This window comes from Microbacterium caowuchunii, assembly GCF_008727755.1.
Classification (GTDB): domain Bacteria; phylum Actinomycetota; class Actinomycetes; order Actinomycetales; family Microbacteriaceae; genus Microbacterium; species Microbacterium caowuchunii.
On the sequence record NZ_CP044231.1, the window covers coordinates 475,955 to 494,991 of the forward strand.

The window sequence follows — 19,037 nt, forward strand, 5'->3', positions numbered from 1 at the left end:
CTCCCGCGGCCCCGAGGTGCCAACAGTACCCGGCTCATCCAATCAGAGCGTGGCGTCCAGTGCGAAGGCGGCTGCAGGGGCCGCTTCCCGTTCGAGCCGGCGCCTGACGGTAGCATCGTCGTGCTGTGTGCTCGCAGGAGGGACCCGCGAGGCAGCTAGTCGAGAGGTGGCGGTCTTTGGTGCATGCACACCTGGAGGCGTCGGCCGACGGGCTCTTCCTCGTGGGCCAGCGACCGGCTTTCGGCGCTTACCTGGCGGAGAGCTGGCGGCGACGGGGCTTTGCATATCGTCTCGCTGCCTATCGCTTGGTGGGCGGGCTCCTGCAGAACCGGTTGGGCGTGCTGTGGCTTGTGTTGAAGCCGCTGTCGATGGCCATCATCTACGGCACGATCTTCAATTTCGTTATCGCGGGACCTGCTCGCCCCGCCAGTTTCGTGCAGTTTGTCATCGTGGGTGTCTTCGTCTTCGAGTTTTTCACTAGCTCACTCGGGAGCGGCTCGAAAGCTGTGACAAGCAACGCGAAGTTCGTGCAGAGCCTTGGATTTCCCCGTATCCTGCTGCCCATTTCGGTCGTCGTCGAGCAGGCCATGCGGATGGTCCCGATTGTCGTCCTGCTCGGTATCCTGCTGGTGGTATTCGGGGAGCCCATCACTTGGTCGTGGTTGCTCTTCGTGCCGATTGTGCTGATGATGGCAGTCTTTAACCTCGGCGCGGTGCTGATCGTGGCCCGCCTGTCGGTGCATGCCCGCGATGTGCAGCAGGCGATTCCGATCCTGAATCGGGTGTTGTTCTATGCGAGCGGAATATTCTTCAGCGTTGACGGGGCGCTGGCGGATCACCCGGCGCTGCTGGCAGTCGCACACGTCATTCCGACTTACGATTTCATCGCGATCTCACGGGACGTGCTGCTCGTCTCCCAAACGGCGCCCGTTATCGCGTGGATCATGGCTCCCGCGTGGGCCATTGTGACACTCGTCCTGGGGGTCATCTTCTTCTGGCGGGCTGAAGCGAGGTACGGCCTCAGTGAGTGAACAAACGTTGACTGATGCTCCGTCGCGGAAAAACGTCCGTGCCCCGCGCTCGATGATCGTTGCCGACAATGCCCACGTCGAGTACCGGGTATACGCGTCGGGCAAGAAGCTGGAGGCGAACGACAGCATCCTCAGCCTGCGTGCGATTCGCGGCGGGCGCGGTTTACAGACTGTCCCGGCTCTGAGGGGCGTGACCTTCACTGCCACAGAGGGGGAGACGATCGGTGTCGTCGGTCACAACGGCTCGGGAAAGTCGACGCTTTTCCGCGCCATGAGCGGTCTCGTCCCCACTTCAGAGGGGACTATCTGGGCCCGTGACCGCCCGGTGCTGCTGGGTGTCAATGCGGCGCTGGTACCGGAGCTTTCCGGGGAGAACAACATCAAGCTCGGATTGCTTGCGATGGGGTTCACCGCCGACGAGGCCGCCGCGCATGTCGACGAGATCGCTGACTTCGCCGAGCTGAACGAATTCATCCACCATCCGATGCGTACTTACTCGTCCGGTATGGGAGCGCGCCTGCGGTTTGCGATCGCCTCTGCCAAAGCGCACTCGATCCTGTTGATCGACGAGGCGCTGTCCGTGGGCGACCGGCGGTTCAAGCAGAAGAGCGAGAGCCGGATCCGTGAGCTGCGCGAGAGTGCCGGTCTCGTGATGATCGTGAGCCACTCGGTCAACTCGTTGAAGGACACCTGCGATCGGGTGTTATGGGTACATAAGGGAGAGTTGCGGGCGGACGGGCCCGCCGTCGAGGTGATTGATGACTATGTGAAGTGGACGAAGCAGCCCGGCAGCAAAGCTGTCGGCGCGGCATCCGCTGTCCCGTCAAAGACGCCCACAGCTCGGCCTGCCACGAAGAAGGCAAAGACAGCGGCGAAGGACGCCCGGGCAGCGGTCGGGGAAGGCGACGATGAAGTTGCTGCGCTCCTCGGCGGCCTGGTACAGGGAGACGCTGTCGGGGCCTATCCCGCCGGGGCTGCTACCTCTGCCGCCACCGGTCCGGTCCGCCACGAGAGTTCGCGCGACATCGCTCGGCGCGAACGACACAATCGCGCCGTACGCCAGGTCAGGAAGAGGCGTATCGCGGCGATCATCTCCACCGCGGCGGCCATCGTCATCGCGGTCGCAGCGGGTGCGACGATCGCGATCATCGCGAATCAGCCCGATCCCGCCCAGCGGCCCCTGGTGATCAGAACGCCGACCCCGCGTCCCGCGGATCAGGCGTCGCCGCCGCTCGTACGCACCTTCGGCGCGAACACGGGGACCGTGGTGTGCGAATCCCCCGAAGCCGTCGGAGAGGTGCAGCTCACCTGGGAGGTCGAGGACGCAGCGACCATCGTCCTCGCGGGCGGTGTGCCCGGATCCGGGGTGATGGAGCCGATCGCGGTGGAGCTACCGCCCGCCGCCTCCGTTCAGCCGGTGGGCTTTCCGTGCGCCAACGAGTCCTTCGAGTACACACTGAGCGCCGAGAACGTCGCCGGCGCGCGGGTGAGCTCCGTCGTGACGGTCGTCCGTGAACTGGCCCCCGCTCCGGAGGAGGAGCCGCAGCCGCGACAGAGCCAGGCTCCGGCGCCCGCCCCGGCACGGCCGGCGCCGCCGGCGCAGCAGCCCGCGACACCTGTCAATCCGGAGCCGCAGCCGCAGCCGCAGCCGGAGCCGCCGCCGACCACGGAACCGGTTCCCGAGCCGTCCGTAGAGCCGGAACCTGAGCCACCGGGCGATTCGGGCCAGACGCCGCCGGCGCCGTCCGAAGGCGAATGATCCTCAGCCGGATGGCGATGCAGCGGCACGGCCGCCGACTGCTAGCGCGCTCCGAGCCATCCCTTCGCTCGGTGCGCGAGCGGGCGCAAGCCCGGGATCTTCTTCAGCGTCGCGCGACCGACGGGAGCGGCGGCCTGCCAGAGCCGGGTGCCGATCGGCGAGTCGGTCGCGCGCGTGGTGCGGCCGCTCCGCTGCGCGCGTTCCGCGTAGAAGACCATCAGGCCGAGCAACTGCTGGGCGTCGGCCAGCGTCGGTGACGGCGAGAACTCCAAGGGGATGTTCCCCGTGACGATATCCCGGTACAGCTGCGCGAAGCCGTAACCGCGGGCACGCTCGGCAGCTTCCGTCGACGCGCGAGACAGCCGCCGATAGCGCTCGGGGTCGCCGAGCACAGCTTCGATCTCGGTGGCGAGCCCGCGGGCGTCGCCCTGGCGCACGGAAACGATGCCGTCGTTATCCTGGACCAGCAACAGCCACGGGAGCTCGTACATGAACACCGGCAGCCCGCGCGACTGGGCCTCGGCGATGGTGAGCTGATAGCCCTCGATGATGCTCGTCGAGACGAAGGCGTCTGCCGAATCGATGGCGCTGATCAGCTGATCGCCCCTCCGCGGACCGATCGCGACCACTCGGTCGCCGAGGGCACGACGCCGCGCTTCGGCGTTGAACTTCTTCGCGGTCACATCGTCCCAATCGGGGCCGATGACCGTCAGTCGAAAATCGACCGCCGCCTTGCGGAGCTGCGCGCCGACCTCGATCAGCTCGTACACCTGCTTCGTACGCTGTTCCAACCGCCCCCACCAGACCAACTCGATGCGGTCGGCGGGGGGAGCCTTGTCGACGGCATCCGTCGATGCATCGAGCAAGAGGGGTGAGGGCGGATTGGGCGCGTAAGCCACATGGTCGATCCCGCGCAGCTTGAAATAGGCCACATCCAGGGGTGACAGCACGACGAGCTGCGCGAGCGTATCGCTGCAGTTCTCGATCAGAGACAGACGGTCCGTCCCGTCGAACACCGGACGGGCGACGAAGTTATGGATCCAGCCGATCGTCGCTGCGCCCTCCGCACGCGCCATCAGCGCGAACTCCGGCCAGTACCGTGTGTAGAGCACCTGATGGTCGATGACGAGGTCTACCTCGTGCGTGCGACAGATGCCGGCCCACTCCTGAAGCCTGTTCACGAGCCCCCGAGCTGTCATCTCGACGAACTCGACGCCCTGCGGCACCGCGTCCGGTTCGCTCCCTGCGGTTCGCGCCACCACCGTCACCCGGTAGCCGGCTTGCAGGAGGTACCTCGCCTGTGCCGCGAGCACGGCTGACACCCCACCGGTCCGTACCGATGACGTCGCCAGCAGGATGCTTCGCGCCGGACTCTCCGGATAGCCCTGCCAGGGCGAGTGGAACTTGAGGGTGGCGAGCGTCGACGGATAGAACCGAGCCGCTGCGTGCACGATGTCATGCGCCGACGCGACGGTGTGCAGGTGGGCGAGCGCGGCGCCCAACACAGCGCTGTCGCTGCGAGCGATCAGCTGGGAGCAGACGTATCCGACGATGGAGAGCCGGACCGACTCGTAGCTCTCCGTGAGCAGCTGAGGTTCGGCATGGGTGCGGGCGAGTTCGGCCACGGCGGGGCGGATGCTGTCTATCGACCGGATCGCCGAGACGTAGAACTCCGCCCGCTCGATGCTGTCCACGTCGTGACCGCTGCCACCGCGTCCGAAGTGGTAGCGGTACAGTCGCTGCGTGATCGACGCGTAGCTCGTGGCGAGGGCGGCGGCGAGGAACATCACCGGCAGGTCGTTCACTCGCGGAAGTGACAGAGCTTCGGGGAGCAGCCCGTACGCGTCGCGCAGCACGGTCGTCCGGAAGAGGTGCCGCCACAGCTGGCCCTGCGCCGGCTTGCCGACGGGGAACAGCCCGCGCAGCACATCGTCACCCTGCAGAGCGTCATACGCCGGCTGGAGTCGCTGCTCGTACGCGCCTCCCGTGCGGCCGTCCTTCTCGATCACCGTGACGCCGAAGCCGACGATGTCGGCACCGGTGGACTGTGCGTGCGCAAGCGCGTTCTGCGCAGCGTCCGGCACGAGTTCGTCGTCTCCGTCGAGAAACAGGACGTACTCGGATTCGGCGGCGAGGATTCCGGTGCGACGGGCCTGGAACGCCGATCGGTTGTGCTCGTGGCGGACCAGGCGCACACGCGCATCGCGGGCGCGGAACCGCTCGATGACATCGACTGAGCCATCCGTCGACGCGTCGTCGACGCAGATCACCTCGATCTCCGCGAGCGACTGTCCGAGCGCGCTTCTCAGCGAAGCGGAGAGGGATGCCTCGTCGTTGAACACCGGCATGACGATCGAAAGAAAGGGAGCCGTGCTCATCGGCACCGAGTCTAGTGGCGCGGTGCGCGTGACCGCCCGATCTGGACCTCCCGTCCACCGGGATACTCTTTCGCTATGAAGATAGCCATCGTCGGCACGGGCTATGTGGGCCTGTCGAATGCCGTCGTCCTTGCTCAGCATCATGAGGTGTGCGCCGTCGACGTCGACGCGCACAAGGTCGAGATGCTGAGTCAGCGCCGCTCGCCCATCGTCGATGCCGAGCTCGAGGAATACCTCGCCACGCGCGAGCTCGACCTGACGGCCACAACCGACGCGGCAGCCGCCTACCGCGGCGCGGAGTTCGTGGTCGTGGCGACGCCGACCAACTACGACGAAGAGACCAACTACTTCGACACCTCGTCGGTCGAGTCGGTGATCGAAGCAGTGCTCATCGTCAATCCGCAGGCCGCCATCGTGATCAAGTCCACCGTCCCGGTGGGTTTCACCGTGCGCATGGTCGCCGCGTATCCGGCCGCGACGATCATCTTCTCCCCGGAGTTCCTGCGCGAAGGCCGGGCGCTGTACGACAACCTGCACCCCTCGCGCATCGTCGTCGGTGATCGAGGACCTGCCGGTCAGCGGTTCGCCGAACTGCTGCTCGAGGGGGCGATCGACACCGACGTGCCGGTGCTGTTGACGGACCCCACCGAGGCCGAGGCGATCAAGCTCTTCGCGAACACCTACCTCGCCTTGAGGGTCGCGTACTTCAACGAGCTGGACACGTATGCGGCTGTGCACGGCCTCGATGCGAGGCACATCATCGAGGGCGTAGGACTCGACCCGCGGATCGGCACGCACTACAACAACCCGTCGTTCGGCTACGGCGGGTACTGCCTTCCCAAGGACACCAAGCAGCTGCTCGCGAACTACTCCGAAGTGCCGCAGAACCTCATCGCGGCGATCGTGGATGCCAATCGCACCCGCAAAGACTTCGTGGCCGCCGACATCCTGGCACGCAACCCGGAAACGGTCGGTGTGTACCGTCTCGTCATGAAGTCGGGATCAGACAACTTCCGGGCCTCGTCTATTCAGGGGATCATGAAGCGCCTGAAAGGCAAGGGCGTGAACGTCATCGTCTACGAACCCACCCTCGAGGAAGATGGGTTCTTCCACTCCGAAGTCGTGCCCGATCTCGACGACTTCAAGGCGCGTGCCGACGTGATCATCGCGAACCGATCGGCCGATGCGCTCGCCGACGTCGCGCACAAGGTGTACACGCGCGATATCTACGGCCGCGACTGACCGTGCCGGCAGATCTGTGAGGATGGTCGGAAGCGTGTCCCCGAGTGCAAGAGGTGATGAGTTGCCGCTCCGTTCGTGCCCGTGCTCTATCGGGATGCAGCCGTCATGACCGACAAGAGGCGCGTCACGCTGGCTGCCAGCCTGACCGCCGCCGCTGTGCTCATCGGCGGCGGTGTCGCGCTGGCGGTGTGGGCGCCATGGCAGCAAACCGAGCCGGTGGTCGCGGACGCGCCCACACCGACCCCCACCCCCACCCCGGAACCGGTCGCCGTTCCGGTGACGACTGTCGCGCGGGGGGCTTTACCTGGGTGGGAGCTTGCTGGTCCCGCCGCGCTGGCCGCCGTTCTGCCGGAGCTGGGTGCCCCCGCCTCAGGAACGGCCGCGCTTCGCATCGACGCCCCGGTGGTCGATGCCGAGACGGTCGCCGCGCGCACGACCATCGCCGTCGAAGGCGAGCGTCAGTACACCGTCTCTATCGCATACCGCCAACTCGCGGGATTCCCCGTACCGGTGCCGGCGGTGCTGCGGGTGGGAGACGAGACGGTTCCGCTCGCCGATGCCGACGCGCTCTGGGCCACGGCGACCCAGACGATCACCGCTCCCCCGGGGGTGACCGAGTTGGACGTCAGTATCGCCATCATGGGGCCGGTGAGCGGCCTCAGCTTCGACGATGTGTCCGTCACCTCCGACGAGGGCGTCGAGCTCATCCCGAACGGTTCGTTCGAACAGGTGGAGGCGTCCTACGGCGTGATCAACGACTCGCTCGTGATGACATCGCGCTCGGCCATGCTCGCCGTCGCGATGCCGGACGGGCCGGCGACCTGGACGGCCCAGCCCACCGCCGGTGGAGATCCGATCGACGGCGCCACGGAGATCGCGGGCGGACTGGGGGGCATCCCGCTGACGGGGCTTTCGCAGGGCCACTACGAGATCCATGTGGCGGATGCAGCCGGCGGGTCGGTGTCCACGGCTCTCGCGTTCATCGACGTCGATGCGTCCGCGATCACCCAGGACCCTCGTTTCGGCGTCGGGCTGCACGTGGAAAACGAGTGGTATCGAGACGCCGGTGCCTACGCCGCCGCTCTCGGGTACGGCGAAGCGCGCAACGACATCCTGTGGAGACGTAACGAGACCCAGCCCGGCGTCTACTCCTGGTATGAGCCGTACACCCGGGAGTTCGACATCCTGCACGCCAACGGCGTGAAGCTCCTGGGCATCGTGAACTACAACAACAAGCTGTACGGCAAGGAGAAGTCCCCCGCGAACGAGGAGGCGATCGCGGCATACGCGCGCTACGCGCTCGCGATCGCAGACCGGTTCGATCTGGTCGGTCTCGAGGTCTTCAACGAGTTCAACCACGACCGATTCAACGACACCCCGTGCGGGACGAGCGGCGCGTGCTATCTGCCCATGCTCCAGGCCGTGCACGACACCGTCTCGCCCACTCATCCGGATCTACCGATCGTCGCCGGAGCGGCGGCGCTCTACGACCGGGACTTCTTCTTCGAGATGTGGCAGGCCGGCGCGATGCAGTTCAGCGACGTCATGAGCTATCACCCTTACGAGGTCAGCCTGAGTTCACCTGATGACCTGCGCGGGGTCGTCCAGCAGTCGCGGGTGGACATGGACGAGTTCGCCGGCGGCCAGGTTCCGGTGTGGATCACGGAGCTGGGGTGGTCGACGAAGTCCGGCGGCACGGATCTGGCCGGCCAGGGGGAGATGCTCGCCCGTGCGGAGATCTCCGCTCTCGCCGCGGGGGCCGAGAAGTTCTTCTGGTACGACCTCGTGAACGACTCGGCGGACGTAGCCGTCCACGAGGGCAACTTCGGGTTGTACGAGTTCCAGCCGCGTCCGGGCACCGCGGCGCTGGCGCCGAAACCCGCCGCGTTCGTTCAGGCGCTCCTCATCGCCGAATTGGGCGGTCGTGATCATGCCGAGTCGGCCGGTGATCCGGACGCGTACGTCGAGGTGTTCGGCACCGCTCAGGATGCCGTCCGGGTAGCGTGGGCCGTGCAGGGAGAGGCAGAAATCACCCTCGAGGCCGACGAGTCGCTGCTCGTCACGGACATTTTCGGACGGCAGAGCGAGGTCGCGCCGATCCGCGGGAAAGCGACGATCGACCTGACCTCGACGCCCGTATTCATCCGAAGCGCCTCGGTGAAGTAGACGCGGCAGGGACGGCGCGGCCGGGCACTCAGGAACCGGTCCATAGAATCGACGGGTGCCTCACTCATCCCGAAGAGAAGCTCGCCTCGCCGCTGTCTCGCCGCAGTCCGTGGAAACCGGTGATCCGCGACGCAGACGCCGCCGGATCATCGGGTTCAGCGTCGTCGGCGTCGTCGTGCTCCTCCTCATCGCCGGCCTGTGGATCCTGCAGCGGGCGATGGTGGTGAAGGGGGAACTCGAATCGGCTGCCCAGGTGGTCTCCGAGGTCCAGGCGGGCGCCGATCTCGCGGAGTCCATCACCAGCCTGTCGGACCACGCCGCGATCGCGGCGGAGACAGCCGGCGATCCGGTGTGGCGCGTGGCGGAGTTGATCCCTGCCGCGGGGGACAACCTCCGGGCCGTGCGCCTGGCTGCGCAGTCGCTCGATGCACTCGTGAATCGGATCGGGTTGCCGATCCTGGACGACGACGGCTCCGGCGAGTCAGTCATGCAGAAGGCGCTCCGCGTGTCCGTCGCCGAGGGAAGCCACGTGGCGCAGCTGTCGCGCGAACTGGATGAGGTGAGTGACTCGCCGTTCCTGATCGGCGCCGTGCAGAGCGGCGTGGATCAGATCACCGAGGTGACCAGCGCTGCAGGACCGGCACTCGAGCTGCTGCCGACGGTGCTCGGCGCCGAGGGCCCGAAGACGTACCTGATGGTCTTCCAGAACAACGCCGAGGCACTCGCGCTCGGCGGAAGCCCCGCATCCCAGACGCTGGTCCATGTGGATGCAGGCACGATCGCGATGGGAGCGCAGGCCGACAGCGGGCGGTACCGCAACGGCACCGCTGTGGACGTCGACGTGGACGAGAGCGCGCTGGATCTCTACAGCACCTACCTCACGGCGCACATGAACACCAGCATGCTGCGGCCGGACTTTCCGACCGGGGCGCAGTTGCTCAAGGCCTGGTGGCAGCGGGACATCAACGCCGACCACATCGACGGTGTCATCTCCGTCGATCCGATCGCCCTCTCTCGGATTCTCGTGGCCACCGGGCCCATCCCGTTGCCGAGCGGTGACGAGCTGAACTCTGACAACGCCGTACGTCTGTTGCTCAGCGAGGTCTACTCCCGCTGGGACAGCTACAAATACCCGGAACTGGTCGACGGATTCTTCGCCGCCGCTGCGAGCGCCGTGTTCGACAAGGTCGCCGCAGGCGAGTTCGACCTCAAGGACATGCTCTGGGCCATCGGGGAGAGCGCGGCTCGGGGCGACATCCTGCTCTGGAGCGAAGACGAGAAGATCGCCGATGCGATCCGCGGCCAGCGGGTGAGCGGCGCGTTGCCCGCGGACAACGAGGAGACGACCACCGTCGGCGTCTTCTACAACAACGGGTCGGCGTCCAAGATCGATTTCTACACCCGCTCCGAGATCAGTGCGACCTCGGCGTGCACGGACGGGGTGCGCTCCACGACGGTCACATCCTCGCTCCTCATGGACATCGACCAGGATGCGGCGGACGAGCTGCCCAGATACGTGATGAGCAACTACACCGGCAGCTCGGCCTTCCTCACCCGCGTGTTCATCTACGGGCCCGTCGGCGGTGAGATCGCGTCGGTGTCCGTCGATGGACGCGAGGTCAGCATCGTCCGTGACGACGCGGAGGACCTCGGCCGGCCGGTGGCATCGTTCGAGGTGTCTCTCGCGCCCACCGAGCAGGCGACCGTGTCCGCTGTGTTCACCAGCCCCGAGGTCGGCGGCCCACTGACGCTCCAGTCGACGCCGATGATCCATCCCGGATCGCCCACCGTCGAGGACGCCTGTACCAGCTGACCCGGGACCGGTGTCGCTTCCCCGGTGCGGGGTGACCATGCGTTACCCTGTACGCGGTGCGCCGGATCGGCGCCCCGGGGGGAAAGGCCACTGGTGCAGGAGACCGCATCCAGTCGATCGATCGGCGTTGCGGCGCGGCGCAACGGCGACAAGCGTGCCCGGCGAGCGTCGAACGTCGTCTCCGCTCGCCGCACCTCCCGTGACTGGCCGCAACGCTACGGCGGCCGACTCGTCTACAGCGACGTCCTCGTCATCGCCGCCACGATGGTGGTCTTCCTCACGATGGGCCTGCCGCCGGAAGCGTTCGTCGACTGGCCGAACGGGTACCGCCTGCCGTACTGGGGTGCAGTCCTGTTCGTCGCCCTGGTGTGGCTGTTGGCGCTGAGCATCTTCGACACACGCGATCGGCATGTGGCGGGTAACGGCGTCCACGAATACCGCCGCGTCGCCAACGCGACGGTCGCGGTCATCGCGCTCTGCGTGGCTCTCGCCTTCTTCCTGCGCATGGATGTCTCGCGCGCGCTCTTCTTGATAGCGATGCCGGTGGGTCTCTTCGCGCTGATGCTGTCGCGGTGGATGTGGCGGCAGTGGTTGCGTCGCCAGCAGCGTCACGGCGAGTACGTCTACCGCGCGCTCGTCCTCGGTGAGTCGGCCAAGGCGGGCCACGTGATCGATTCGATCCGCCGCGAACCCGGATCGGGTTTCGACATCGTCGGGGTGGTCACCAGCGGACGCGTGCCGACGAGCATCAAGAAGGTTCCCGTCGTGGGCGGGTTCTCCCACGCCATCCAGGCCATGGATGCGACGGACGCCGACACGATCATCGTCGCCGGCGCGGACGACCTCGACCCCGAGATGATGCGCCGACTCGGCTGGGACGTCGCCGACCGTGACGGAAACCTCGTCGTCGCGCCGGCCTTGACCGATATCGCCGGTCCTCGCATCCACACCCGGCAGGCGGCCGGCCTGCCGCTCGTGCACGTGGAGTTTCCGCGTCTCGATGGTGCAAAGCGATTCGGCAAACGTGCGTTCGATCTTGTCGGCTCGATCCTGATGATCGTCCTGGTCTCGCCCATCATGTTGGCCAGCGCGGTCGCCATCAAGCTGGAGTCGCGCGGTCCTGTGCTCTTCCGGCAGATCCGCGTCGGTCGTCGGGGTCGCGAGTTCGGCATGATCAAATTCCGTTCGATGGACGCGGACGCCGACGACCAGCTGGCCAGTCTCCTGGACCTTCAGGGGACGACGGAACGCCCGCTGTTCAAGGTGGTCAACGATCCTCGAATCACGCCTGTCGGGCGGTATCTGCGTAAGTACTCGATAGACGAGCTTCCGCAATTGTTCAACGTCCTGCGGGGGGACATGAGCCTGGTCGGTCCGCGTCCGCAGCGCGCTGCCGAAGTGGCCCTGTATGACGATGCGGCTCACCGACGTCTCCTCGTCAAGCCCGGCATGAGTGGTCTCTGGCAGGTGAGCGGACGATCGACCTTGGAGTGGGAGGACGCGCTGCGGCTGGACCTCTACTACGTCGAGAACTGGTCGTTCACACAGGACGTCGTCATTCTTTTCCGCACGGTGCGCGCCGTGGTCGCACCGGGGAAGAGCGCCCACTGAGGGCCACCGGCGGCGGAGCCGATCCAGGACCTCGCGGCATTACGGGCAGGTAAAGAAATCGTCACCTCATACGTCGGCGTCTTGTGAACCCGCTGAGCGAGCCGTTAGTGTTTGCCGCGGGGGCCGTATCGACGATCGACCAACCGTCGCGCTCCCACGGCCTAGTTCTGTCACAGAGGCATCGCCTCAGACCCCCCTACGGAGTTCACACATGAAGAGCCTTCGCACGAAGATTGCCGCGGTCGTCATCGCCGCGGCCGCCATGATCGCCGCTCCTGCGGCGGCCAGCGCCAACTCATACGCCCCGAGCGCCCCCGGTGGTGCTCAGATCGTCGCCCCCGGTGGCAGCGTCACGGTCCCGTTCACCGGCTTCGCGCCGAACGAGGAGGTCACCTTCACCCTGACCGGTGAGAACGGCGCCGCCGCCACGCTGGCCGTCGTCAAGGCCGCCGTCAGCAGCACGTCCGCCACCAAGACGGCGTCGGGCTCCGGTGACGTCTCGATCACCGTCACCCTGCCCGCGAACGCGTCCGGCACCTACACGCTGACCGCTGTCGGCCAGACGTCCAACGCCTCCGACAGCGTGACCATCACGGTCTCCTCCACGGCCGGCGGCGGAAGCGGCCTGCCCGCGACCGGTGTCGACAGCGCCTCCCTCATGGGCGTCTGGATCGGCGGCGGAGTGCTTCTCCTCGGCGGTCTCGCCGTCACCGTCTTCGCCGTGCGTCGCCAGCGTCAGGACGCCTGACCCGCATCACCTCGCGAAACCCCCGGGCCCTCGGCCCGGGGGTTTCGTCATGCCCGGAAAGGGTGCGTTCAAGCCCTTCGATCAGGCCCGTCAAGGTCTTTGGGCCCGGGTCGTGAGACCGGGCCAAAAGGCCTTGCCCCCGCTCGTGGGTCGGCAAGGGCGACCCGGACGCCTTCCCGAGCCGGGTACGGCGGTACCCTCCGCTGCGAGCTGTTCGGTCCGCTGCAGCCGGCCGGTGCGGGGCTCGGGCCCTCGAGCGCGCCCACCATCACCCTCCGGGCGACGGTCTCGCCCGCGACGGGGGAGCGCCCCGTCCGGAACGTCGCCGTGGTGACCTATCAGACCTTCGGCGATCCGGACGACCCCGGCACCTCTCAGGATGACGCCGTCATCCGTGTCTCGGTGCTCGCGGTGACCGGCGGGATGCCCCTCCTGGCGCTGCTCGTGCTCGGCGGGATGGCGCTGGCCGGAGGTGCGATCGCGCTGAGCATCCGACGCGGGCGGCGTGAGGAGACCGTGCCCACGACGTGACGCCCGGGACACGGTCCGCGGGACTGCCGCGGGCCGTGTCCCGACACGCCCGGGTTTGCGACACGCCCGGGCGGCACGTAGACTGTACAGGTTCCACATTCCGGCGGCTCACGCCCCCGGATCACTGCCAGGGCAGTGCATAGGCAGCGCGTCAGCGCGGGCGCCTAGGCCGCGGGTAGCAGAACAACATCCCACCACCTCGCAGACCCGGAAACGGGCGCTTCACGCGTGCGAGGCGGGGGGACCGGGGCCGTGAGGCCTCGGCTGACATGAGAACAGTGGTGCGATCTCACCGTGAAAGCGGGGGTAGTGCCCGGCGCGCAAGCGTCACCGTGCGTCCGATGCCCCAGAGGTATGACGCGAGACAGAGAGTGAGCAGACAATGGCGGGACAGAAGATCCGCATTCGCCTGAAGTCGTACGACCACGCAGGGCTGGACAGCTCGGCGCGGAAGATCGTCGACACAGTGACCCGTGCAGGCGCCACGGTCGTGGGCCCCGTGCCCCTTCCGACCGAGAAGAACGTCACCGTGGTCATCCGGTCGCCCCACAAGTACAAGGACAGCCGCGAGCACTTCGAGATGCGCACCCACAAGCGCCTCATCGACATCATCGACCCGACGCCCAAGGCCGTCGACTCGCTGATGCGTCTCGACCTCCCGGCCGATGTCAACATCGAGATCAAGCTCTGAGGTTCGCCATGGCTGACATCAACTCCAAGATTTCCCACGGCCTGCTCGGTACCAAGCTCGGCATGACCCAGGTCTGGAACGACCAGGGCAAGCTCGTCCCGGTCACCGTGATCCAGGTCTCCCCGAACGTGGTCACCCAGGTCCGCACCCCCGAGAAGGACGGTTACAACGCCGTCCAGATCGCCGCGGGTCAGATCGACCCCCGCAAGGTCACCAAGCCCCTCGAGGGCCACTTCGAGGCTGCCGGGGTCACCCCGCGCCGTCACGTGACCGAGATCCGCACCGCCAACGCCTCCGACTATTCACTCGGTCAGGAGCTGACGGTCGAGGGTCTCTTCGAGGCCGGCCAGCTGGTCGACGTCGTCGGCACCAGCAAGGGCAAGGGCACCGCGGGTGTCATGAAGCGTCACAACTTCAAGGGCGTCTCCGCTTCGCACGGTGCGCACCGCAACCACCGCAAGCCCGGTTCGATCGGCGCCTCGTCGACCCCGAGCCGCGTCTTCAAGGGCATGCGCATGGCCGGCCGTATGGGTGGCGAGCGCGTGACCGTCCTCAACCTCACGGTGCACGCCGTCGACGCCGAGAAGGGTCTGCTGCTCGTCAAGGGCGCCGTCCCCGGTGCCCGCGGTCGCATCGTTTACGTCCGCAACGCAGTGAAGGGGGCCTGAGCACATGGCTGACTCGACTCTCGCGCTCGACGTCCAGGCCGCCGGCGGAAAGAAGACCGGTTCGGTCCAGCTCCCCGCTGAGCTGTTCGACGTCAAGACGAACATCCCGCTCATCCACCAGGTCGTCGTGGCGCAGCTCGCCGCAGCGCGCCAGGGTACGCACTCGACCAAGCGTCGTGGTGAGGTCTCCGGTGCCGGCCGCAAGCCGTTCAAGCAGAAGGGCACCGGTAACGCCCGTCAGGGTTCCATCCGCGCCCCGCACATGACCGGTGGTGGCATCGTGCACGGCCCGAAGCCGCGCAACTACTCGCAGCGCACGCCCAAGAAGATGGTCGCCGCAGCTCTCCTCGGAGCGCTCAGCGACCGTGCCCGCGGCCAGCGCCTGCACATCGTCGACAGCTTCGGCATCGAGGGCGCCCCCTCGACGAAGGCTGCAGCATCCGTGCTGTCCAACCTCGCGGCGACGAAGAACGTCCTCGTCGTCATCGAGCGCGGCGACGAGATCAGCACCAAGAGCGTCCGCAACCTCGCGTACGTGCACGTGCTGACCTTCGACCAGCTGAACGCCTACGACGTGCTCGTCTCCGACGACATCGTCTTCACCAAGGCCGCCTACGACGCGTTCGTCGCAGCGAAGTCGGCCACCGAGGAGGTCTCGGCATGAGCGCCGTGAACAAGGACCCGCGCGACATCATCCTGAAGCCGGTCGTCTCGGAGAAGAGCTACGGTCTGATCGACGAGGGAAAGTACACGTTCTACGTGGACACCCGCGCCAACAAGACCGAGATCAAGCTCGCCATCGAGAAGATCTTCGGCGTCAAGGTGGATTCGGTCAACACGATCAACCGTGTCGGCAAGCTCCGCCGTACCAAGTTCGGCATGGGCAAGCGCAAGGACACCAAGCGTGCGATCGTCACGCTGAAGTCCGGCACCATCGACATCTTCACGGCAGTCGGCTGACGGTCGGGATAGAGGACTAGAGACATGGCTATTCGCAAGTACAAGCCCACGACCCCGGGTCGCCGCGGCTCGTCGGTGGCCGACTTCGCCGAGATCACCCGATCGACGCCCGAGAAGTCGCTCCTCCGCCCGCTGAGCAAGACCGGTGGTCGCAACAACCAGGGTCGCATCACGACCCGTCACATCGGTGGTGGCCACAAGCGCCAGTACCGCGTGATCGATTTCCGTCGCAACGACAAGGACGGCGTCAACGCGAAGGTCGCTCACATCGAGTACGACCCCAACCGCACCGCACGCATCGCACTGCTGCACTACGTGGACGGCGAGAAGCGCTACATCATCGCGCCGAACAAGCTCCAGCAGGGCGACATCGTCGAGTCGGGCCCTTCGGCCGACATCAAGCCGGGCAACAACCTGCCGCTGCGCAACATCCCCACCGGTACCGTCATCCACGCGATCGAGCTCCGGCCCGGTGGCGGCGCGAAGATGGCCCGTTCGGCGGGCGTCTCCGTGCGTCTCGTCGCCAAGGACGGCCCCTACGCGCAGCTGCGTCTCCCCTCGGGTGAGATCCGCAACGTCGACGCACGGTGCCGCGCCACGATCGGCGAGGTCGGCAACGCCGAGCAGTCGAACATCAACTGGGGCAAGGCCGGCCGTAACCGCTGGAAGGGCATCCGCCCGACCGTCCGCGGTGTCGCGATGAACCCGGTCGACCACCCGCACGGTGGTGGCGAGGGCAAGACCAGCGGTGGACGCCACCCGGTCTCGCCGTGGGGTCAGGCTGAGGGTCGTACCCGTCACGCCAACAAGGAAAGCGACAAGTACATCGTCCGCCGTCGCACCGCCGGCAAGAAGCGCAAGTAGGGAAACAGAAGATGCCACGCAGTCTTAAGAAGGGCCCCTTCGTCGACGAGCACCTGCTTCGCAAGGTCGTCGTGCAGAACGAGGCGGGTTCGAAGAACGTCATCAAGACCTGGTCGCGTCGCTCGATGATCGTCCCGGCCATGCTGGGCCACACGATCGCCGTGCACGACGGTCGCAAGCACATCCCCGTGTTCGTGACCGAGACCATGGTCGGTCACAAGCTGGGCGAGTTCTCGCCCACCCGCACCTTCCGCGGCCACGTGAAGGACGACAAGAAGGGCCGCCGCCGCTGACGCGGGGCGCAGAGGAGAAGAAATGGTGGAGTCCATCGCACGCGTGCGACACATCCGCGTGACCCCTCAGAAGGCTCGTCGTGTCGTCGCGCTCATCAAGGGAAAGCAGGCCGAAGAGGCCCTCGCGATCCTGAAGTTCGCACCCCAGAGTGCCAGTGAGCCGATCTACAAGCTCGTCGCCTCCGCTATCGCGAACGCTCGCGTCAAGGCGGACAAGGAGAACGAGTTCCTCGCCGAGCAGGATCTGTTCATCAAGAACGCATTCGTCGACGAGGGCACGACGCTCAAGCGGTTCCGGCCGCGAGCCCAGGGTCGCGCTTTCCAGATCAAGAAGCGCACCAGCCACATCACGGTCGTCCTTTCGACCCCCGAGGTGGCTGAGGCTGCACCGGCTGAGAGCAAGAAGGCGAGCAAGTAATGGGACAGAAAGTCAACCCGTACGGCTTCCGCCTCGGTATCACCACCGACCACGTGTCGCGTTGGTTCTCCGACTCGACGAAGCCGGGACAGCGCTACGCCGACTACGTGGCCGAGGACATCAGGATCCGCAAGCTCCTGCTGTCGAGCCTCGACCGCGCAGGCGTGAGCAACATCGAGATCGAGCGCACGCGTGACCGCGTCCGCGTCGACATCCACACCGCGCGCCCGGGTATCGTCATCGGTCGCCGTGGCGCCGAGGCCGAGCGCATCCGTGGAGACCTCGAGAAGCTCACCGGCAAGCAGATCCAGCTGAACATCCTCGAGGTCAAGAACCCCGAGGCCGACGCTCAGCTCGTCGCGCAGGGCATCGCCGAGCAGCTCTCCGCACGTGTGGCCTTCCGCCGCGCGATGCGCAAGGGTCTGCAGGGCGCTCAGCGCGCCGGTGCCAAGGGCATCCGGATCCAGGTCTCGGGTCGTCTCGGCGGCGCCGAGATGAGCCGGTCGGAGTTCTACCGCGAAGGCCGTGTGCCGCTGCACACGCTCCGCGCGAACATCGACTACGGCTTCTACGAGGCCAAGACCACCTTCGGCCGCATCGGCGTGAAGGTCTGGATCTACAAGGGCGACCTGACCAACAAGGAACTCGCGCGCGAGCAGGCCAACGCACCGAAGTCCCGTGGTCGTGACGACCGCGGCGACCGTGGTGACCGCCGTCCGCCGCGTGGCCCCCGCAACGAGGCCCCCGTGGCAGAAGGAGCGTCGGCGTAATGCTCATCCCCCGTAAGGTCAAGTACCGCAAGCAGCACCACCCGGGTCGTTCCGGGCAGGCCACGGGCGGCACCAAGGTGTCGTTCGGCGAGTTCGGTATCCAGGCCCTCACTCCCGCATACGTGACCAACCGTCAGATCGAGTCCGCTCGTATCGCGATGACGCGTCACATCAAGCGTGGCGGAAAGGTGTGGATCAACATCTACCCCGACCGTCCGCTCACCAAGAAGCCGGCCGAAACCCGCATGGGTTCCGGTAAGGGTTCGCCGGAGTGGTGGGTCGCGAACGTCAAGCCGGGTCGCGTCCTCTTCGAGGTCGCCGGTGTCGATGAGACCCTCGCTCGCGAGGCTCTGACCCGTGCCATCCACAAGCTGCCGTTGAAGGCACGCATCATCAAGCGCGAGGAGGGCGACGCGTAATGGCGATCGGCACCAAGCAGCTCGCACCGAGCGAGCTCGACACGTTCGAAGACCAGCGCCTCGTCGAGGAGCTGCGCAAGGCCAAGGAAGAGCTGTTCAACCTGCGCTTCCAGTCGGCCACCGGCCAGCTCGAGAGCCACGGCCGCATCCGCGCCGTCAAGCGCGACATTGCCCGGCTGTACACGGTGATCCGCGAGCGCGAGCTCGGCATCCGTGCCACGCCCGCTGCGCCGGCTCCCGCGAAGGCGAAGAAGACGAAGGCGAAGAAGACCGAGGACACCTCGGCCGCCGCCGAAGGAGAGGCTGAGTGATGGCCACCACGAAGAAGGACGCTGCAGAGCAGGCCGTCGGGCACGAGAGCTCCGACCGGGACGTCCGCGACGCGAACGCCCGTGGCTACCGCAAGGCGCGCCGCGGCTACGTCGTCAGCGACAAGATGGACAAGACCATCGTCGTCGAGGTCGAGGACCGCGTGAAGCACCCGCTGTACGGCAAGGTCATCCGCCGCACCTCCAAGGTGAAGGCGCACGACGAGACGAACTCGGCCGGAATCGGCGACCTCGTCGTCATCAACGAGACCCGCCCGCTGAGCGCCACCAAGCGCTGGCGCCTGGTCGAGATCCTCGAGAAGGCCAAGTAAGCCCTCGGGCTTTCTTGGAATCCAAGGAGTAACAA

20 protein-coding genes are annotated in these 19,037 nt (G+C 66.6%); 19 read left to right on the forward strand and 1 reads right to left on the reverse strand.

Going from position 1 to position 19,037, the window contains the following annotated elements:
* The first annotated feature begins 179 nt into the window (after nt 1-179).
* A complete protein-coding gene (locus tag F6J84_RS02130; protein ID WP_150971005.1) occupies nt 180-1,031 on the forward strand; it encodes an ABC transporter permease in 852 nt (283 codons plus the stop codon).
* Entirely contained in the window at nt 1,024-2,790 is a 1,767-nt protein-coding gene (locus tag F6J84_RS15590; protein ID WP_238702564.1) for an ABC transporter ATP-binding protein, read from the forward strand. Before F6J84_RS02130 ends, F6J84_RS15590 begins: the two co-directional genes overlap by 8 nt.
* A gap of 41 nt (nt 2,791-2,831) precedes the next feature.
* Here F6J84_RS15590 and F6J84_RS02140 read toward each other — a convergent pair whose 3' ends face one another.
* Nucleotides 2,832-5,168 carry a glycosyltransferase gene (locus F6J84_RS02140; RefSeq protein ID WP_150971007.1) on the reverse strand — a complete coding sequence of 779 codons (2,337 nt, stop codon included), beginning with the start codon at nt 5,166-5,168 and terminating at the stop codon, nt 2,832-2,834.
* A 75-nt stretch (nt 5,169-5,243) separates the two neighbouring features.
* On the opposite strand from F6J84_RS02140, the gene F6J84_RS02145 reads away from it, so the two are divergent.
* The 17 genes from F6J84_RS02145 to rpsQ all read left to right on the forward strand — a co-directional run bounded on the left by F6J84_RS02145 (nt 5,244) and on the right by rpsQ (nt 19,002).
* Nucleotides 5,244-6,410, forward strand: a complete 1,167-nt coding sequence (locus F6J84_RS02145; protein ID WP_150971010.1) for a nucleotide sugar dehydrogenase — start codon at nt 5,244-5,246, stop codon at nt 6,408-6,410.
* A 105-nt stretch (nt 6,411-6,515) separates the two neighbouring features.
* On the forward strand, nt 6,516-8,576 hold the full coding sequence (locus tag F6J84_RS02150) for a hypothetical protein (protein WP_150971012.1): 2,061 nt from the start codon (nt 6,516-6,518) through the stop codon (nt 8,574-8,576).
* 55 nt (nt 8,577-8,631) lie between these two features.
* Nucleotides 8,632-10,389, forward strand: a complete 1,758-nt coding sequence (locus F6J84_RS02155) for a DUF4012 domain-containing protein (protein WP_150971014.1) — start codon at nt 8,632-8,634, stop codon at nt 10,387-10,389.
* Nucleotides 10,390-10,482: 93 nt separating this feature from the next.
* Nucleotides 10,483-12,000 carry a sugar transferase gene (locus F6J84_RS02160; protein WP_238702565.1) on the forward strand — a complete coding sequence of 506 codons (1,518 nt, stop codon included), beginning with the start codon at nt 10,483-10,485 and terminating at the stop codon, nt 11,998-12,000.
* Between the two features lie 211 nt (nt 12,001-12,211).
* Entirely contained in the window at nt 12,212-12,748 is a 537-nt protein-coding gene (locus F6J84_RS02165; RefSeq protein WP_150971018.1) for an LPXTG cell wall anchor domain-containing protein, read from the forward strand.
* Between the two features lie 330 nt (nt 12,749-13,078).
* The gene (locus tag F6J84_RS02170; RefSeq protein ID WP_150971020.1) at nt 13,079-13,279 is read left to right on the forward strand and encodes a hypothetical protein; all 201 of its coding nucleotides are present in this window, start codon (nt 13,079-13,081) and stop codon (nt 13,277-13,279) included.
* 382 nt (nt 13,280-13,661) lie between these two features.
* Nucleotides 13,662-13,970: a 30S ribosomal protein S10 gene (gene rpsJ, locus F6J84_RS02175; RefSeq protein WP_150893250.1), complete on the forward strand. Its 309-nt coding sequence runs from the start codon at nt 13,662-13,664 to the stop codon at nt 13,968-13,970.
* Nucleotides 13,971-13,978: 8 nt separating this feature from the next.
* Nucleotides 13,979-14,638: a 50S ribosomal protein L3 gene (gene rplC, locus F6J84_RS02180; protein WP_150893249.1), complete on the forward strand. Its 660-nt coding sequence runs from the start codon at nt 13,979-13,981 to the stop codon at nt 14,636-14,638.
* A gap of 4 nt (nt 14,639-14,642) precedes the next feature.
* Complete coding sequence (rplD, locus tag F6J84_RS02185; RefSeq protein WP_150893247.1) at nt 14,643-15,302, forward strand: 50S ribosomal protein L4; 660 nt, start codon at nt 14,643-14,645, stop codon at nt 15,300-15,302.
* Nucleotides 15,299-15,598 (forward strand): 50S ribosomal protein L23, encoded by a 300-nt coding sequence (rplW, locus tag F6J84_RS02190; RefSeq protein WP_150893245.1) that lies wholly within the window; start codon nt 15,299-15,301, stop codon nt 15,596-15,598. Before rplD ends, rplW begins: the two co-directional genes overlap by 4 nt.
* Before the next feature lie 24 nt (nt 15,599-15,622).
* Nucleotides 15,623-16,462 (forward strand): 50S ribosomal protein L2, encoded by an 840-nt coding sequence (rplB, locus tag F6J84_RS02195; RefSeq protein ID WP_150893243.1) that lies wholly within the window; start codon nt 15,623-15,625, stop codon nt 16,460-16,462.
* 11 nt (nt 16,463-16,473) lie between these two features.
* Nucleotides 16,474-16,755: a 30S ribosomal protein S19 gene (rpsS, locus tag F6J84_RS02200; protein ID WP_150893241.1), complete on the forward strand. Its 282-nt coding sequence runs from the start codon at nt 16,474-16,476 to the stop codon at nt 16,753-16,755.
* A 22-nt stretch (nt 16,756-16,777) separates the two neighbouring features.
* A complete protein-coding gene (rplV, locus tag F6J84_RS02205; protein ID WP_150893239.1) occupies nt 16,778-17,173 on the forward strand; it encodes a 50S ribosomal protein L22 in 396 nt (131 codons plus the stop codon).
* The gene (gene rpsC / locus F6J84_RS02210; RefSeq protein ID WP_150893237.1) at nt 17,173-17,943 is read left to right on the forward strand and encodes a 30S ribosomal protein S3; all 771 of its coding nucleotides are present in this window, start codon (nt 17,173-17,175) and stop codon (nt 17,941-17,943) included. The genes rplV and rpsC overlap by 1 nt, the downstream gene beginning before the upstream one ends.
* Nucleotides 17,943-18,362 carry a 50S ribosomal protein L16 gene (gene rplP / locus F6J84_RS02215; protein WP_150893235.1) on the forward strand — a complete coding sequence of 140 codons (420 nt, stop codon included), beginning with the start codon at nt 17,943-17,945 and terminating at the stop codon, nt 18,360-18,362. The genes rpsC and rplP overlap by 1 nt, the downstream gene beginning before the upstream one ends.
* Nucleotides 18,362-18,673 (forward strand): 50S ribosomal protein L29, encoded by a 312-nt coding sequence (gene rpmC, locus F6J84_RS15735; RefSeq protein WP_150893233.1) that lies wholly within the window; start codon nt 18,362-18,364, stop codon nt 18,671-18,673. The genes rplP and rpmC overlap by 1 nt, the downstream gene beginning before the upstream one ends.
* Nucleotides 18,673-19,002: a 30S ribosomal protein S17 gene (gene rpsQ / locus F6J84_RS02225; protein ID WP_150893361.1), complete on the forward strand. Its 330-nt coding sequence runs from the start codon at nt 18,673-18,675 to the stop codon at nt 19,000-19,002. The genes rpmC and rpsQ overlap by 1 nt, the downstream gene beginning before the upstream one ends.
* The last annotated feature ends 35 nt before the right edge of the window (nt 19,003-19,037 follow it).

What these genes read in the sequence shown, in the direction of transcription:
- F6J84_RS02140 (WP_150971007.1), bottom strand. Translation starts at nt 5,168, where the DNA reads ATGAGCACGGCTCCCTTTCTTTCGATCGTCATGCCGGTGTTCAACGAC.
- F6J84_RS02145 (WP_150971010.1), top strand. Translation starts at nt 5,244, where the DNA reads ATGAAGATAGCCATCGTCGGCACGGGCTATGTGGGCCTGTCGAATGCC.
- F6J84_RS02150 (WP_150971012.1), top strand. Translation starts at nt 6,516, where the DNA reads ATGACCGACAAGAGGCGCGTCACGCTGGCTGCCAGCCTGACCGCCGCC.
- F6J84_RS02165 (WP_150971018.1), top strand. Translation starts at nt 12,212, where the DNA reads ATGAAGAGCCTTCGCACGAAGATTGCCGCGGTCGTCATCGCCGCGGCC.
- rpsJ (WP_150893250.1), top strand. Translation starts at nt 13,662, where the DNA reads ATGGCGGGACAGAAGATCCGCATTCGCCTGAAGTCGTACGACCACGCA.
- rplC (WP_150893249.1), top strand. Translation starts at nt 13,979, where the DNA reads ATGGCTGACATCAACTCCAAGATTTCCCACGGCCTGCTCGGTACCAAG.
- rplD (WP_150893247.1), top strand. Translation starts at nt 14,643, where the DNA reads ATGGCTGACTCGACTCTCGCGCTCGACGTCCAGGCCGCCGGCGGAAAG.
- rplW (WP_150893245.1), top strand. Translation starts at nt 15,299, where the DNA reads ATGAGCGCCGTGAACAAGGACCCGCGCGACATCATCCTGAAGCCGGTC.
- rplB (WP_150893243.1), top strand. Translation starts at nt 15,623, where the DNA reads ATGGCTATTCGCAAGTACAAGCCCACGACCCCGGGTCGCCGCGGCTCG.
- rpsS (WP_150893241.1), top strand. Translation starts at nt 16,474, where the DNA reads ATGCCACGCAGTCTTAAGAAGGGCCCCTTCGTCGACGAGCACCTGCTT.
- rplV (WP_150893239.1), top strand. Translation starts at nt 16,778, where the DNA reads ATGGTGGAGTCCATCGCACGCGTGCGACACATCCGCGTGACCCCTCAG.
- rpsC (WP_150893237.1), top strand. Translation starts at nt 17,173, where the DNA reads ATGGGACAGAAAGTCAACCCGTACGGCTTCCGCCTCGGTATCACCACC.
- rplP (WP_150893235.1), top strand. Translation starts at nt 17,943, where the DNA reads ATGCTCATCCCCCGTAAGGTCAAGTACCGCAAGCAGCACCACCCGGGT.
- rpmC (WP_150893233.1), top strand. Translation starts at nt 18,362, where the DNA reads ATGGCGATCGGCACCAAGCAGCTCGCACCGAGCGAGCTCGACACGTTC.
- rpsQ (WP_150893361.1), top strand. Translation starts at nt 18,673, where the DNA reads ATGGCCACCACGAAGAAGGACGCTGCAGAGCAGGCCGTCGGGCACGAG.